At 59.6% G+C, this 16,133-nt stretch carries 12 protein-coding genes and 1 tRNA gene; 10 read left to right on the top strand and 3 right to left on the bottom strand.

Going from position 1 to position 16,133, the window contains the following annotated elements:
* Positions 1 to 5 precede the first annotated feature (5 nt).
* The 9 genes from DW892_RS01520 to DW892_RS01480 all read left to right on the top strand — a co-directional run bounded on the left by DW892_RS01520 (position 6) and on the right by DW892_RS01480 (position 9,394).
* Positions 6 to 596, top strand: coding sequence for an ECF transporter S component (locus tag DW892_RS01520; RefSeq protein ID WP_117765170.1), 591 nt, complete (start codon positions 6 to 8; stop codon positions 594 to 596).
* Positions 593 to 2,497 (top strand): energy-coupling factor transporter ATPase, encoded by a 1,905-nt coding sequence (locus tag DW892_RS01515; protein ID WP_117765168.1) that lies wholly within the window; start codon positions 593 to 595, stop codon positions 2,495 to 2,497. Before DW892_RS01520 ends, DW892_RS01515 begins: the two co-directional genes overlap by 4 nt.
* Positions 2,497 to 3,297 (top strand): energy-coupling factor transporter transmembrane protein EcfT, encoded by an 801-nt coding sequence (locus DW892_RS01510; RefSeq protein ID WP_117765166.1) that lies wholly within the window; start codon positions 2,497 to 2,499, stop codon positions 3,295 to 3,297. The genes DW892_RS01515 and DW892_RS01510 overlap by 1 nt, the downstream gene beginning before the upstream one ends.
* A gap of 30 nt (positions 3,298 to 3,327) precedes the next feature.
* Positions 3,328 to 3,774, top strand: coding sequence for a pyridoxamine 5'-phosphate oxidase family protein (locus DW892_RS01505; RefSeq protein WP_117765164.1), 447 nt, complete (start codon positions 3,328 to 3,330; stop codon positions 3,772 to 3,774).
* A 54-nt stretch (positions 3,775 to 3,828) separates the two neighbouring features.
* Positions 3,829 to 4,239 carry a pyridoxamine 5'-phosphate oxidase family protein gene (locus DW892_RS01500; RefSeq protein ID WP_117765162.1) on the top strand — a complete coding sequence of 137 codons (411 nt, stop codon included), beginning with the start codon at positions 3,829 to 3,831 and terminating at the stop codon, positions 4,237 to 4,239.
* Between the two features lie 266 nt (positions 4,240 to 4,505).
* On the top strand, positions 4,506 to 5,576 hold the full coding sequence (gene argC, locus DW892_RS01495; protein WP_117765160.1) for an N-acetyl-gamma-glutamyl-phosphate reductase: 1,071 nt from the start codon (positions 4,506 to 4,508) through the stop codon (positions 5,574 to 5,576).
* A gap of 134 nt (positions 5,577 to 5,710) precedes the next feature.
* The gene (argJ, locus tag DW892_RS01490; protein ID WP_187364959.1) at positions 5,711 to 6,979 is read left to right on the top strand and encodes a bifunctional glutamate N-acetyltransferase/amino-acid acetyltransferase ArgJ; all 1,269 of its coding nucleotides are present in this window, start codon (positions 5,711 to 5,713) and stop codon (positions 6,977 to 6,979) included.
* Between the two features lie 81 nt (positions 6,980 to 7,060).
* Complete coding sequence (gene argB, locus DW892_RS01485) at positions 7,061 to 8,041, top strand: acetylglutamate kinase (RefSeq protein ID WP_117765156.1); 981 nt, start codon at positions 7,061 to 7,063, stop codon at positions 8,039 to 8,041.
* 69 nt (positions 8,042 to 8,110) lie between these two features.
* A complete protein-coding gene (locus tag DW892_RS01480) occupies positions 8,111 to 9,394 on the top strand; it encodes an aspartate aminotransferase family protein (protein ID WP_117765154.1) in 1,284 nt (427 codons plus the stop codon).
* Between the two features lie 696 nt (positions 9,395 to 10,090).
* Here the strand turns inward: DW892_RS01480 and DW892_RS01475 are convergent.
* The 3 genes from DW892_RS01475 to DW892_RS01465 form a co-directional block, all read right to left on the bottom strand.
* Positions 10,091 to 10,166: transfer RNA gene (locus DW892_RS01475), tRNA-Val, on the bottom strand.
* Positions 10,167 to 10,223: 57 nt separating this feature from the next.
* Entirely contained in the window at positions 10,224 to 12,092 is a 1,869-nt protein-coding gene (asnB, locus tag DW892_RS01470) for an asparagine synthase (glutamine-hydrolyzing) (protein WP_117765152.1), read from the bottom strand.
* A gap of 191 nt (positions 12,093 to 12,283) precedes the next feature.
* Complete coding sequence (locus tag DW892_RS01465; protein ID WP_117765150.1) at positions 12,284 to 14,332, bottom strand: ABC transporter permease subunit; 2,049 nt, start codon at positions 14,330 to 14,332, stop codon at positions 12,284 to 12,286.
* A gap of 316 nt (positions 14,333 to 14,648) precedes the next feature.
* Between DW892_RS01465 and DW892_RS01460 the strand changes: the two genes are divergently transcribed.
* Positions 14,649 to 16,133, top strand: a complete 1,485-nt coding sequence (locus DW892_RS01460; protein WP_233546747.1) for a Mur ligase family protein — start codon at positions 14,649 to 14,651, stop codon at positions 16,131 to 16,133.

Here is a 16,133-nt window from a genome sequence, read left to right as displayed (position 1 = left end):
ATCTTATGTCTGAACAGTCGCAGCATATCCATTTTGAGAACACGAATAGGTGGAGCACCAAACAGCTCGTTACCATGGCGTTGATGTGCGCCTTGGGCGCCCTGTTTATGTACGTGCAACTGCCCATCCTTCCCTCGGCGCCGTTTTTGACGTATGACCCGTCGCTGGTGCCGGCGATGGTGTGTGGATTTGCGTATGGCCCTGGTGCCGGCACCGCTGTTGCCGCCATGGCGATCGTCATCCATGCGCTTACCACGGGCGATTGGGTTGGTGCGATTATGAACTTGGTTGCCACGCTGGGCTATATTCTGCCTGCGGCTATCGTCTACCAGAAGATGCATACCTATAAGGGTGCCGTGATTGGCCTGGCGCTGGGTGTTATTGCCGCTACGGCGCTGTCTATGGTCGCAAACCTTACCATTGGCGTTTGGTTCTGGTATGGCTCGGTCGATGCGATCGCCCCGCTCATGATTCCCGCCGTTTTGCCGTTCAACCTCATCAAGACCGTGCTCAACTCGGTGTTGACGCTGGCAGTGTACAAGGCGGTCTCTAATCTCATCACGCCCAAGAAGGACCAGGTCAAAGGCCGCGCATGATTGAGTGTCGGAGCGTTTCCTTTAGCTACGACGGCGCTGCGAAAGCGCTCGATGGCATCGATCTGAACATCGAGGATGGCGAGTTTTTCTGCATCCTCGGCGGCAATGGGTCGGGCAAGTCGACGTTTGCCAAGCACCTGAACGCGCTGCTGCATCCCGATGCGGGAACGGTGTGCGTCAACGGCATGGACGCGTCCGATCCCGAGCTGGTCTACGATATCCGCTCGACTGCGGGCATGGTGTTCCAGAATCCCGACGACCAGCTTGTGGCGACGCTTGTCGAGGACGATGTTGCGTTTGGTCCCGAGAACTTAGGGGTCGAATCGGCCCAGATCGCGCAGCGCGTGTGCGAGGCGCTGAAGGCCGTGGGTCTGGTGGGCTTTGAGCGACACGAGACCCACGCTCTCTCGGGCGGACAAAAGCAGCGCGTGGCGCTTGCCGGCGTGCTCGCCATGGAGCCGCGTGTGCTCATTTTGGACGAGGCGTCCTCGATGCTCGATCCGCGCGGGCGCAAGGGCCTTATGAAGGCCTGTCACGCGCTGCACGAACGCGGCATGACCATCGTGATGATTACGCACTTTATGGAAGAGGCCGCTGAGGCCGATCGCGTTGCTGTCTTCCAGGCGGGCCGCGTTGCCATGCTCGGTACGCCCGAGGAGATCTTGACGCGGGCGGACGAACTTGCACAGCTCAACTTGGATATGCCGGAGTCGTGCCGTTTGGGCATGGCACTTCGTGAGAAGGGTGTGCCCATTTGCGCGAAGGTGCGCGAGGCGGATATGGTCGCCGATATAGCGCAGGCTTATGCCGAGCGGAGTAGGACAGGCATCGCCGGGCGGCCTTTCGCATCCGATCCTCGTATTCCCGACAACGTCTCCTCTGCAATCGATGGCGCAGACGCGCCGCAGCCCGTCATCGAGATTTCGCACCTTTCGTATAGCTATTCGCTGAGCGCCCGCGAGCGTCGCCGTTGGCACAAGCGCTTAGCCGCCGAGGGTGCATCGAACAAACAGGCCCTCTGGGGCAACGACCCGAGCAGCCCCTGGGCGTTGCGTGATGTGTCGCTAACGGTGCGTCGTGGCGAGTTCCTGGGCCTTGCGGGCCATACCGGTTCGGGTAAATCGACGCTGGTTCAGCATCTCAACGGCCTGATTCGTCCCCAGGAGGGTTCCGTTTACGCATTGGGGCTCGACCTGGCAAACAAGAAAGATGCCGCCGCGGTTAAGGCAAAGGTCGGCGTGGTGTTTCAGTATCCAGAGCGTCAGCTGTTTGCCGAGACCGTGGCACAGGACGTGGCATTTGGTCCGCGTAACCTTGGCTTGTCGCAGGCCGAGGTTGCCCGCCGCGTTGAGTCATCGCTCGCGCGCGTGGGCCTCGACCTGGCCACGGTGGGCGACAAGAGCCCCTTTGAGCTCTCGGGCGGGCAGCAGCGGCGCGTGGCGTTTGCTGGCGTGCTTGCCATGGAGCCCGAGGTCCTGGTACTCGATGAGCCCATGGCGGGGCTCGATCCGGCTGCGCACAGGGATTTCCTTGAGCTTATCGATCGACTTCACCGCGATGGCCTGACCGTCGTCATGGTTTCGCACAGCATGGATGACCTGGCCAATTGCTGCGACCGTATCGTCGTAATGAACAAAGGTGCGGTGTTTGCCGAGGGCACGCCCGCTCAGGTGTTTGCGCATGCGGATGAGCTTAAATCAATCGGCTTGGGCGTACCTGCCGCTCAGCGCATGGCGCTGGCGCTTACGAAGGCAGGCGTGCCGCTGCGCTTTGACGGCCTCTATACGGTTGAGTCGCTGGCAGACGAGTTGGCAGATTTGCTGATCGGTCGCTCGGACGGTCCTTCTAACGTCGCGGACATTGCTAAATCCAAGACGGTCGCGCGAGAGGAGGGCTGCTAATGGAGGCGTTTTCGTTTGGTAGCTACTATCCCGGCGATAGTGCAATCCACCGCCTGGACCCGCGAACTAAGTTGCTCTTGGGCTTTGTGTTTCTGATCACGACACTCACGGTCAGCAGCTTCCGCGGACTGGTCCCGATCGCAACCTTCGTTGTCCTGATCTATGCCGTGTCCCGGGTGCCGGCTCGTCGCGTCCTGTCATCGATGGCACCGCTGCTGGCGATTGTCGCGGTGGTCGCGGTGCTCAACCTGTTTTCCGACCAGAGCGGGCGCATTCTGTGGCAGCTCGGCTTTTTGCAGATAAGCGAGGGCTCGCTACATTCCGCCGCCTTTATGGCGTGCCGCCTGACCTTGATGATGGCCGGTATGAGCGCTATCACGCTCACCACACCGACGCTCGACCTCACCGCGGGCTTTGAGCGCCTGCTCGCGCCGTTTGCGCGTGTGGGACTTCCTGCGCACGAGCTCGGCATGATCATGGGTATCGCGCTGCGCTTTATGCCGCAGTTTGCCACCGAGATGAAGCAGACGGCCGATGCGCAGGCGAGCCGCGGTGCGCGCGTGACGGGAGGCCCGCTCGGCGGCGTGCGCATGCTCGGCAGTGTGGCGATTCCGCTGTTCACGGGCGTGTTCCGTCATGCCGAAACGCTGTCTGCCGCCATGGATGCCCGTTGCTATCATGGCGAGCAGGGCCGCACGCGTCTGCATGCGCTTGCATTTGGCCGCGGCGACGCGTTGGCGGCGGTGGTGACGGCGTTGCTGCTCATCTGCGTCATCGTCATCAATCTTCAACTTGTTTAGGCGCGATTCGAGCGCAGGAAAGGGGTCCCTATGACCGACAACGATCGCACGGCGCAGCTCGAGCGCGCCTGTTCGTATCTTAGGCGTATTCCGGCGTGGTATCTTGCCACGATCGACGTGACGGACGGACATCAGCCGCGCGTGAGGCCGTTCTCGTTTGCCATGGTCGATGATGGCAAGCTGTGGTTTTGCACCTCGCGCGATAAGGACGTGTGGGCCGAGCTCAGCGCGAACCCCAAGTTTGAGGTTTCGGGCTGGAAACCGGGGGAGTGTTGGATTGTGCTGACCGGCGAGGCCGCGCTCGAGGACGACGCGGTCGTGAGCGACCGGGTGCGCCAAGCCGGCTTTAAGCACATGGTGGGCATCGGCGAAGACCACGAGGGCGCCAACGACGGTCGCCTTGCGTTTTTCTCGGTTCGCAACATCGTCGCTCGCTTCTGTGATATCGACGGCAGCGAGGAGCGTCTGGAGCTCTAATTTCCCAAATTGACTACCCATTCCAAAAAGACTGGTCAGGTGACAGGAGGAAACGTGGACGGATTGAATACGGTGTTGGAGTATCTGACGTCGGTGCCGGCATGGTATTTGGCGACGAGCGTTGACGGGCAGCCGCATGTGCGTCCGTTTTCGTTTGCGCAGATCCAGGACGGCAAGTTGTGGTTTGTAACGGCGCGCACCAAAGACGTGTGGCAAGAGTTGCTGCAAAATCAACGCTTTGAGGCCACGAGTTGGTGGCCGGGCCATGGCTGGCTCATCTTGCGTGGGCGTGCGGGTCTGGATGACCAGGCCGCTCCCGATATGCGCGAGGCAGGCTGGAAGCACCTGGAGCGCCTAGGCGAGCACTACGAGGGCGCAGGCGATCCCACGCTCGTCTTCTTTAGCGTGGAGGAACCCGAGGCCTTTATCTGCAACCATGACGAATGGGTGCCGATCGAGCTCTAAACGATTCTCTCAGCAAGCTTCGACAATTCAAATTCTCGCATGTAGCGGGCCCCACATTGCAACGTCACCGTAAGGCGCACTGGGCAATATGGGGCCCGCACTTATTTGTCAATTCCTTCGAGTGAATGTGTCGGGACTGTTTCAATGCATGAATATGCAATAGATTTGCGTAGATATGCATCTTTTGGTGCTAAAGTTTCAACCCACTTCATAACGACGGCTGCGGGATGCGCATTGGTGTATAAACTGCAGACAAGGAGTTAGATATGTCTTTAAAGGTTGGAATCGTCGGTGCGGCTGGATATGCCGGCGCCGAGCTCATTCGCCTCGTCCTCGGTCATCCCGAGTTTGAACTTGCTGCCATTACGTCCAACGCCGATGCCGGCCAGCCGTTGTCTGCGGTGTATCCGAGTTTCGCCGGCGTAAGCGATCTTGTCTTCACGACGCATGACGCCCCCGAGCTCAAGAACTGCGATGCGGTCTTTTTGGCCGTGCCGCACACGGCCGCCATGGCGCAGGTGCCCGCCCTGCTTGCCGCGGGAGTCTCCTGCATTGACCTCTCGGCCGACTATCGCCTGAGCGATCCGGCCACCTTTGAGGCCTGGTATGCCGCCGAGCACACGAGCCCCGAGCTACTCAAGACCCGCGCCTTTGGTCTGCCCGAGCTGTTCTGCCAGGATTTGGAGACCGCTGCATCCGACCACGCCGACGGCAAGCCCGTACTGGTCGCCTGCGCCGGTTGCTATCCCACCGCAACGAGCCTTGCTGCCGCGCCTGCCGTGCGCGCTGGCTGGGTGGCCGAGAGCGGTCCCGTGATCGTCGACGCTATCAGCGGCGTGACGGGTGCCGGTAAGTCCTGTAACGCCCGCACCCATTTTTGCAGCGCGGAGGAGAACCTGGAGGCCTATGGCGTGGGCAAGCATCGTCACACGCCCGAAATCGAGCAGATCTTGGGCCTAACCGATCGCGTCGTCTTTACCCCGCACCTGGCACCGCTCAAGCGCGGTCTGCTCTCTACGGTGACGATGCCGCTTACGCCGCAGGCTATCGATACCTTGACCCTTGAGGACGTTGTCGACCATTACAAGCAGTTCTACGCCGGTCGCACCTTCGTGCGCGTACTCGATGCCGGCCAGCAGCCCAAGACGGCTTCGGTCGTCGGCACCAACGCCGCCCAAATCGGCCTCGCGCTCAACAAGCGCGCGGGCGTTCTGGTGGCTACGGGCGCCATCGACAATCTGTGCAAGGGTGCAGCAGGCCAGGCGGTCCAGTGCGCCAACATCGTTTTTGGCTTTGACGAGCGACGAGGCTTGCCCACAGTGGCGTGCCCGGTGTAGCACATTCGATTGTTAACGATTTGGTAGTCGGGCATCGAGTGGGGCGCCACTCTTAAGCTGGTCTCATGATTGTGGCTGGCATGGCGCACCAACCGATGCCCATTTTTTGTTTGACATAAGGAGTCATAAAGACGATGAATGCTGAGCAGTTCGATATCAAGATTCGTGCCGTAGAGGGCGGCGTAACGGCGGCAGCCGGCTTTAAGGCGGCGGGCATCCATGCCGGATTCCGCAAGAATCCCGAGCGCCTGGATTACGCGCTCGTCGTGCCCGATAAACCCTGTCCCGGGGCCGGCGTGTTTACGGCTAACCGCTTTTGTGCGGCGCCCGTGCAGGTGAGTCGTGCCAACCTGGGCGGCGCCGACAAGGGCTATGGCATCATCGCCGGTGTTTCTATCAACTCTGGCAACGCCAACGCCGCCACGGGCGAGACCGGTCTTGCCTGCGCGCGCGAGACCTGCAACATCGCCTCGCAGGTCATCGGCTGCGAGTCCCAGCAGATTCTGGTCGCCTCCACGGGCGTAATTGGTCAGATTCTGCCGATCGACACGTTTGAGACAGCCGTTCCGTCTGCATACGAGGCACTCTCTGCCCATGGCGGTGCCGCTGCAGCTCGTGCCATCATGACGACCGATACACACTCCAAGGAGTATGCCGTTCGCTACCGCAGTGAGGCTGCGAGCCATGCGGGCAACGCTTATACGGTGGGCGGCATGTGCAAGGGCTCGGGCATGATTATGCCCAATATGGCCACCATGATCGCGGTCATTACTACCGATGCCCCCGTCGAGCCGGCGGCGCTCCACACCCTGTTGCTCTCAACCGTTAAGCAGACCTTCAATAAGGTGACGGTCGATTCCGATACCTCGACCAACGACACCTGCATCATGCTTGCTTCTGGCGCTGCTGCCGCGGATGCCGAGAATATCGTCGAGGGCACCGATGCCTTCGACGAGCTGGCCTTTGCCGTACATGAGGTGTGCGAGAGCCTGGCGCGCAATATCGCCGCAGATGGCGAGGGCGCATCCAAGCTCGTGACGGTTAACATCACCGGCGCCGTGAACGACGAGGAGGCCGATATCGCCGCTCGTGCTGTCGCCAACTCGCCGCTCGTTAAGACCTGCATCGCCGGCCACGACTGCAACTGGGGCCGCGTTGCCATGGCGCTCGGCAAGTGCAGCGTGCAGTTTAACCAAGAAGATGTGTCCATCGACATGATGGGTATGCCCGTCTGCCGTGATGGCCTGACCGTTCCCTTTGACGAGGACGAGGCGCTGCGTCGCTTTGAGGCGCCCGAGATCGTGATCTCAGCAGACCTGGGCGCAGGGGACGCGGCGACCACCGTGTGGACTTGCGACCTCACGCACGAGTACATCTCCATTAACGGTGATTACCGTTCCTAGAGTCCCGATGTGCCGCGCGTCCCGCTGCAATCGCGGGCAACGAGGTACGGCGCGATAGCTACACGAAAGACGAGGCAGACTATGAAGTTCGCACGCGATTGTCGCTCAAGCGAATCCAACGAAGTTACCGCGCAGCTGCTGTTCGAGGCGCTGCCATGGATTAAGAACCTGACCGGTAAGACGGTCGTTATCAAGTACGGCGGTGCCGCCATGGTCGACGAGCAACTGCGTCGTGACGTGATGAGCGACATCGTCCTGCTCAAGATTATCGGCATGCGCCCTGTTATCGTGCACGGTGGCGGCAAGGCCATCAACGAGGCGCTCAGCCACTACGACATCCCCGTCGAGTTTAAGAACGGCCAGCGCGTGACTACGCCTGCCACCATGGACATCGTGCGCGAGGTTCTGGGCGGCAAGGTCAATCAGGAGCTGGTCGCGGCGCTCAACCACCACGGCAACCTGGCCGTGGGCGTGTCCGGCAGCGACGCCGGCACCCTTATCGCCGAGCCACTCGACCCAGAGCTCGGCCGCGTAGGCAAGGTCACGCACGTCAACACCGACTATATCGAGCGTTTGCTCGACAGCGAGTACATTCCCGTTATCGCCACGGTCGCGGCGGGGGAGGACGGTGGCTTCTTCAACATCAACGCCGATACCGCCGCCGGCGCCGTTGCGGCGGCGCTTCATGCGCACAAGGCGATTTTTTTGACCGATGTCGACGGTCTGTACAAGGACTTTAGCGACAAGGATTCGCTTATCTCCAACCTGACGCTCGACGAGGTCAATGAGATGCTCTACGGCGGCGAGGTCGACAAGGGCATGATCCCCAAGCTGCGCGCCGCCGTCGATGCGCTTACCGCTGGCGTGTTCCGAGCCCACATCATCAATGGCACGACGCCGCACTCGCTGCTGCTGGAGCTGTTGACCGATGCTGGCGTCGGCACCGTGATCCATTCCACCGAGACAGCCTACGAATTCGATACGCATCCGCACCCGCTTTCGACGTTTGCGGCGCGCCTGACCGAGAACCTCGACGAGGTCGAGAAGCTCCAGACGGTCTAGCTGACCCGCGGTCGTCGCGTCCCTGCACCCATAGCCCTGCGCCGTACGGCGCCCAACGAAAGGCATCCCATGTCACTTGCAACTCAACAATCGCTCGAATCCCATTACGTTATGCATACTTTTGGTCGCTCGCCGGTAGAGTTTGTCGAAGGCCACGGCATGAAGCTCATCGGTGACGATGGTCGTGAGTATCTCGACTTTCTCGCTGGTATTGGCGTGTGTAGCCTAGGCCACGGTAATCCTGCAGTGCTTTCGGCGCTCGAGGCTCAGACCAAAAAGCTTCTGCACGTGTCTAACTACTTCTACATCGAGCAGCGTGGACAGGTCGCGGCGCTGCTGTCCAAGCTTGCCAACGACGACGTAGATGGTGCGTGCGTTCTGGCCGATGCCATTGCCGCCGGCGATGAGACCACGGCCGCTGCGCTCGGCGCTCCGACGGCGGGCGAGCAGGTGTGGGAGACGTTCTTTGCCAATTCTGGTGCTGAAGCCAACGAGGGCTCGATGAAGCTCGCGCGTCTGTACGCCAAGCGTGCTGGTAACGGCGGCAACACCATCGTATGCATGCGCGGCGGCTTCCACGGTCGTACGCTCGAGACCATTGCCGCCACCATGCAGGATTGGCTACAGGACAGCTTCCGTCCGCTGCCGGGCGGCTTTGTGGCCTGCACACCCAACGATGTCGATGAGCTGCGTGCAATCTTTAAGCAGCTGGGAAGCGAGATTTGCGCCGTCATGCTCGAGCCGATTCAGGGCGAGAGCGGTGTGCACCCCATGACCGAGGAGTTTATGGCGGCAGCGCGCGACTTGGCACACGAGGTGGGTGCCGTTCTTATCGCCGACGAGGTCCAGTGTGGCATCTTCCGCTCCGGCAAGCCGTTTGCATTCCAGACCTATGGCGTGGAGCCCGACATCATGAGCCTTGCCAAGGGGATCGCCGACGGCGTCCCCATGGGTGCCGTGGTGGCAAAGAAGGAGATCGCCGACGTGTTTAAGCCGGGCGACCACGGCTCGACCTTTGGCGGTAGTTGCTTGGCTGTCGCGGCGTGCGCCGCGACGCTCTCCGCGCTTGTGCGCGGCGACTACGCTGAGCATGCCGCCAAGGTGGGTGCTTATATGGAGCAGGCGCTGGCCAAGCTTCCGCACGTTACCGAGGTACGCGGTCGCGGCTTAATGCTCGGCTGCGATCTGGATGACGCTGCGGGCGATGCGCATGATATTGTTGCCCGCGCGCTGGCCGCCGGCGCCGTGATTAACGCTACTGGTGCCCACACGCTGCGTTTCCTGCCGCCGCTTGTCTGCGAAGAAGCCGACGTGGACAGCCTGATCGAGATTTTGTCGGACGTTTTGGCCTAACACAGCGCAATAACTCAATTTGGACCGGGTTCCGGACTGCGGACGTGCCATATGCGGCACGATTCAGCGGTCTGGAGCCCGTTTTGCTATCGATTTACCATGGCTGGGATAGGCCGTGTGCAAAAAGTGGCAAATATGAGTACGGGCACTAACTTCGTAACATATAAATTGGGCGTTTTTAGATGAGTTGGGCCACATATGTCCAGTTTTGCAGTAACTAAATTGGCTTAACTGGACTATCAGTCGTCGTTCTAATGTCGGATTTGCCTTTTATGACTTCGAAAACGCTGCTACCAAAAAGGTAGCAGTACTCATATTTGGCATTTTTTGCACACGGGTATTCGCCAAGGGTCCATTTCGCCGCCCGCATCCGCTTCGTCGCTTCGCTCCTCGCGTGCTGCGCTGGAAAACGCTTCGCGTTTCCTCAGCTCCGCACCCTTGCGGGTTCGAATTCCTCTGCGATGGGCCCAAAAAGGAAAGGCCCCCATCGCTGGGAGCCTTTTCAATCAAGTGGTGGGCGATGAGGGATGTCCGCGTGCGGCTGGCGCCGCCCGCTTCCGCTTCGTCGCTTCGCTCCTCGCGTGCTGCGCTGGAAAACGCTTCGCGTTTCCTCAGCTCCGCACCCTTGCGGGTTCGAATCCCATGAAATGGGCCCAAACAAAAACGGTCCCCTTTCGAGGACCGTTTCCAATTCAATGGTGGGCGATGAGGGATTCGAACCCCCAGCCTTGTGCGTGTAAAGCACCTGCGCTAACCGTTGCGCCAATCGCCCGCAGGGATTGAGTATAGCGGAAACCCTATGCTGTTCACCGCTAATTCATAACGAAACTTACGCGGCGACTTCTGCGTCCGTGTCCTCGTCGATAAAGAAGCGCTTGTACCAGATGAGGAACGTCAGCGTGGTATAGATCTTGCGCTGGTTGAGCGCACGGCCCTCAAAGTGATCGTCGAGCAGCTTCATGAGTGCATCGGTGTCAAAGAAGTCGGCAGCCCACGGCGCGGTGAAGTACTCCTTAACGTAGTCATAATACTTCTGCTCGCGCAGCCAGAACTTGACCGGTACGGGGAAGCCCACCTTCTTGCGCGTTGCCCACTCATCGGGCAGCGTGCGGTTGGCGGCGTGGCGCAGGACAAGCTTGCAGCCCTCTTCGTTAACACGGTAGTTGGCGGGAATGTGCTCGGCAAACTCCATGACCTTCTTGTCCAGGAACGGGACGCGAAGCTCCAGAGAATGCGCCATGCACATCTTGTCGGCCTTGAGCAGAATGTCGCCCGGCAGCCACATGTTCATATCCAGATACTGTTTCTTGGAAAGCTCGCAGCAGTTGGGAACCTGCTTGTAGTACTCGGCGCACATCTCGGCGGCGTTCTTGCCGGTGTCATAAGCAGGCTTGAGCACCTCGTCGACCTCGGACGGGTCGAACACCTTTGCCTGACCCACATACCAGCGCTCGGGAACCTCGGCGCATTTCGTCAGGAAGTTATGGCCTTTAAAGTAGGGGAGATGCTGAACGAGTGAGCCCAGGGCGCGACGCACGCCGAGCGGCACGCGCTTCTTAAAGGAGCGCATCTCGGGGGTGTCCTCGTACCACTCATAGCCGGCAAACAGCTCGTCGGCACCCTCGCCCGAAAGGACGACGGTGACCTCCTCGGAAGCCATCTGCGCCAGATAGTACAGCGGAACGCTGGACAGGTTCGATTGCGGCTCGTCCATGTGGTACTGGATATCGGGTAGTGCATCGAAGAACTCGTCGGCGGTAATCATCTTGCGCACGTTCTTGATGCCCAGCTTGTCGGAAAGCTCGGCAGCGTAGTTGGTCTCGTTGAAGTTCTTGTAATCGAAGCCGACAGAATACGTGGTGTCGGGCATGAGGCAGGCGGCAATGTAGCTGGAGTCGACGCCGCCAGAAAGGAACGAGCCCACCTTAACATCGGCGATTCGGTGCGCAGCGACGCTTTCGTGCACGACCTTGTCGCACTCGTCCACGTACTCTTCGAAGGTCTTGGAGTTGTCGTCGGTAAAGTCGCAGCTCCAGTAACGCTTGATGTCCATGGCGTTGGTCGTCAGGTCATACGTAAAGCAATGCGCCGGGGCAAGCTTGAACACGCCCTTAAAGAAGGTCTCCTCCGTGGCGGGGAATTGCAGCGTCAGGTAGGGGCGCAGCGCGTCGTGGTTGACAGCCTTCTCAAACTTGGGATGGTCCAGGAAGCTCTTGATCTCGGAGCCAAACAGCAGCGAGCCATCGGATGCCTGGTAGTAATAGAACGGCTTGATACCAAAGATGTCACGAGCGCCAAAGAGTTTGTTCTTGTTCTGGTCGTGAATCACGAACGCGTACATGCCGCGCAGGCGGTTGACCAGGTCCTCGCCCCACTCCTCGTAACCGTGTACCAGGACCTCGGTATCGGCGTTGCAGTGGAAGGCGTAGCCGGCTGCCTCCAGCTCGGCGCGAAGCTCCTGGAAGTTGTAGATCTCTCCGTTGAAGACAATCGTGACCTTGCCGTCGTCGCTCGACATGGGCTGAGCTCCAGCTTCGGAAAGATCAAGAATCGAAAGACGACGGAAGCCAAGGGCAACGTTGTCGACGATATGCTGGCCGCCCATATCGGGACCACGGTGGATGATGCGATTCATCATGGCCGTGAGAACCAGCTCACTCTGTTCATCTGTACCGGTAAAACCGACAAAACCGCACATGCAAGATCCTTTCTGCTGACGGCTCAGGTGTACTGCCGCAAGGGTTACGGCAGCTGATGTCAAATAATCTTTACTATCATGCCAATCTTTTGTTTCGTGATAGGGCATAAGCGCCGAGCGAACCGAAAAAACCACGGCCCGATCTTCAGACGAAGCGGCGGGCCGTGGTTACGAACGCTATGTATGAGCGGTTAGCGCTTGCTGCGCTCGGCGAGACGGTGCTCCACCTTGGTGACGGCGTGGATGAGCGGAATCGTCACGACCAGGTAGTAAAGTGCGGCGCAAATGTAGGGCGTAATGTTGCCCGTGGTGGCTGTGAGGTTTTTGGAGAACAGCATGAGCTCCATGACGCCAACGCTCGAAAGCAGCGATGTGTCCTTGTACAGCATAACGAACTCGCTGGTCATAGTCGGTATAACGCAACGTACGGCTTGCGGAATCACGATGCGCGACATAACTTGGGACCAAGTCATGCCAAGCGAGTAGGCAGCTTCTGCTTGACCATGCGGCACGCTCTCGATGCCGGCGCGGAAAATCTCGGCAAGATAGGCCGAGCAGTTGATGGCGAGCACGCCAACGCCGAGCGGCAGATTGGGCACGTTGAGACCGATCATAGGGAACCCAAAGAACGCAATGTAGATCTGCAGGAAGAGTGGGGTTCCGCGCAGGACGTTGATGTATGTCACGGCGATGCCGCGCAGCATACGACTATGGCTGATTTTCATAAAGGCAAACAGCAAGCCGATGGGGATGGCGAGCGGAAAACCGATGGCGGTCACGGCAAGTGCTATGCCCCAGCCCTTAAAGAGCGAGGCGATTGAGGTGACGATAATCTGCGGCTTGCAGAACATGCCCAAAAACGGGTTGGAGTTCCACGCGGCAACCCAAGGTTGGGCATCGAGCCAGGTGACGATTTCTTGCACCATGGTGCTCTCCGAGACGCTGATGGTGGGGCTCTCGGGAAGATCTCGCTTGTCGCCGTCGGCGACATAGCTGCCGGTGACGGCATAGGCACCCGCGTTGCTCGGGAATACGACGTCGGGGACGACAACGCGAATCTGCGAGCCGGCGGCGACGGGATCGGCAAACTTGATGACGAGCTTTGAGCCGTCCAGCGAGCACGATTCCTTGACACCCGTCTGGTTCAGTCCGTCGAGCAGCGTGACCTTCGCATCGGTGCTTTCAAACGATCCGCCCTCGGGCAGCTCAAGTTCAATTTGCGAAACGTCGCCCTCGTCGCTACCCGTTGTCGCTTCCCAGGTCAGGCGGGTTGCGATGCCGCCGAGCACGCCGTTGCCGCTGTCTTCGTTTGACTTGGCGGTCGCCGAGGTGACGGCGAGTGAAGTGCCCGTCGCGTCGTCTGAGCTCGAGGCATCCTTGTTATCGGACCCGCTCGTGGGCGCCATGCCAAACCACTTCTCGTACAGTTTGTCATAGGCACCGGAGCTCTTGATTTTGGCAAGGGCATCGTTGATGGCCTGTGTCAGCTCGGGGTTGTCTTTAGAGACGGCAATGCCAAACTGCTCGCCCGTCGGAACCTCTTTGATGATCTCCATACCGGTAAAGGAGTTCGAAACCATCCACTGCTCAACGGGCAGATCGCATACGACCGCCTGGCACTGACCGCTCATGACGGCGGTGAAGGCTGCCGTCCAGTCGTCAAAGTTGACGGTGGTTGCCTGCGGCAGGTTCTCGATTGCCCACTCCTCGGACGTGGTGCCCGACTGCACGGCAATTTTGACACCCGGTGCGTTGAGGCTATCGACCGTGTCGTATCCAGTGTTCTTTGCAACTGCGACGCCCTGGTTGGAGTCGATATAGGGGTTGGTGAAGTCGACCTCTTCCTTGCGCTCGTCGGTAATCGTGATGTTACATGCGCCGACATCGGTCTTTACACCCTGCTTGACCATGGGGATAATGCCGTCGAACTTTTGCGCCGGCAAGTAGTTGAGCTCCAGACCGAGCTCGTCTGCGATCATGCCCATGAGTTCATAGGTAAAGCCCTGGTCTTTGCCGGAATCGTTGACGTATTCAAACGGGGGTGTGGCCAAGTCACTTGCGACAGTGAGCTTGCCATTCTCGACGAGTGTGTAGGTGCTCGAGGCGTTCTGGGAGGACGAACAGCCGCTCGCGCCGATGATGGTGGCAAGGGCCACAACGACCGTCGCGAAGGCGCAGACGATGTGCCGGGTCAACTGGACGCGTGCCGAGCGGTGGCGACGTTCGAAGTGTCGTTTCATCTGGAATCCTTTGCTTGGGCATGATGGGTCGGCATTGTGGGTCAATGAGGCACATCAAGACATTTGGATAAAGAATAGCACCCAGATTTCCTCGTTGTTACACGGGGGGACACTGCCGCCATTTATTAATCCACGGCACAGTCCATGCAATTTTTTAGAAGGCTGCAGTGCGCGCAGGGTCGGGTGGCATATTAGGATGGTTGATAATACAGAATGTTTCATCGTTTCTGCCGCGGGACGTCTTTTGCCCTTTAAGGCCGAATTGAGCGAGAGAGGTCTTTGTATGTCGAGTCCGACACAAGAGAAGCTAACTCTGATGCGCTATATAGAGTTGCTCGAGGAAGATGACCTTGTTGTTTCCAAACCGAGCGCTTCGTGCGACCAGCGCATTGAGTTTGCGACTGACGACTCGCGCCAGGTGCGTCCGGGCACGTTGTTTGTCTGCAAGGGCCGCGCGTTTAAGCGTGAGTACCTGCTTTCGGCAATCGCCGATGGCGCCGTGGCCTACGTTTCCGAGGTCGATTACGATGTCGATGCTCCCGCGGTGATTGTGAGCGATATTCGTCGCACGCTCGCCGTGGTGGCAGATGCCTTCTATGGGCACCCGTCGGGCAAGGTGAAGGTCTGCGCCTTTACAGGCACCAAGGGCAAGTCGACCTGTAGCTTTTATCTGCGCGGCATTCTCGTCAACGAGGCCAAGCTTACGGGCTGTCATCGACCCGCTCTTAATACGGGCATTGAGTTCGACGACGGCATCGAGACGGGCCCTTCCAAGCTGACGACCCCCGAATCCTTCCTGCTGCAGTCTCGTATCGCACATGCTGCGGAGGCGGGTGCCCCGTGGCTGGTTATGGAGGCATCGAGCCAGGGCCTCAAATACGAGCGCACGGGCAAGATCGCCTTTGAAGTCGGCGCCTTTACCAATCTCGGCGAGGATCACATTTCGCCGATTGAGCATCCGACGCTCGAGGATTACTTTGCCAGCAAGCTCAAAATCTTCTCGCAGAGCCGTTTTGCCGTGGTCAATCTCGATATGGATAAGGTCGATCGTGTGCTCGAGGCGGCATCTCGTTGCGAACGTACGGTGACGTTCTCCCTGACCGACGAGCGTGCCGACGTGCTTGCGCTGGCGATTCGCAATGGCGACTGCGGCGTGGTGGCAACGGTGCGCACGCCCCGCTTTACGCGCGACATTGTGATTCCCACGCCGGTTAAGTTCAATGTGTCCAACGCGCTTGCCGCTATTGCCTGCGCCGAGGCCCTGGGCATTTCCGAGGAGGGTATCGTCCACGGCTTTGAGGGCGTCTTCGTCCCCGGCCGCATGGAGCTCTATCCGTCCGTATCGGGCAAAATCCTGGGCGTCGTCGATTTTGCACATAACGGCATGAGCCTCGAGACGCTCCTGCGTGACTTGCGCGAGAACTATCCCGAGCGCGAGCTGGCGGTTGTATTTGGCGCTACGGGCGGTAAGGGTGTCGATCGACGCACCACGATGGGCATCGCCGCTGGCAAGTATGCCGACCGAATCGTGATTACCGAGGATGACCCCGGCCCCGAGGATGTCGAGGATATCTGCGCCGTGATCGCGCGCAACGTTCAAGCGCAGGGAAATGATAACTGGCAAATCGTGACTGATCGCGTTGCCGCTATCGAGACTGCCGTGCGCGAAACCGTCCGTCCTGCCGTGGTCATCGTGACCGGTAAGGGCGAGGAAGAGCGTATGCTGCGCAAGAACGGACCCGAGCCTTGTGAGCGCGACGGTTCGATCCTCAAGCGCACCCTTGCGGCGTACGACGCCTAG

The organism is Collinsella sp. AM40-7AC (assembly GCF_003468125.1).
GTDB classification, from domain to species: domain Bacteria; phylum Actinomycetota; class Coriobacteriia; order Coriobacteriales; family Coriobacteriaceae; genus Collinsella; species Collinsella aerofaciens_O.
This window is presented reverse-complemented; position numbering and strand designations above follow the sequence as displayed.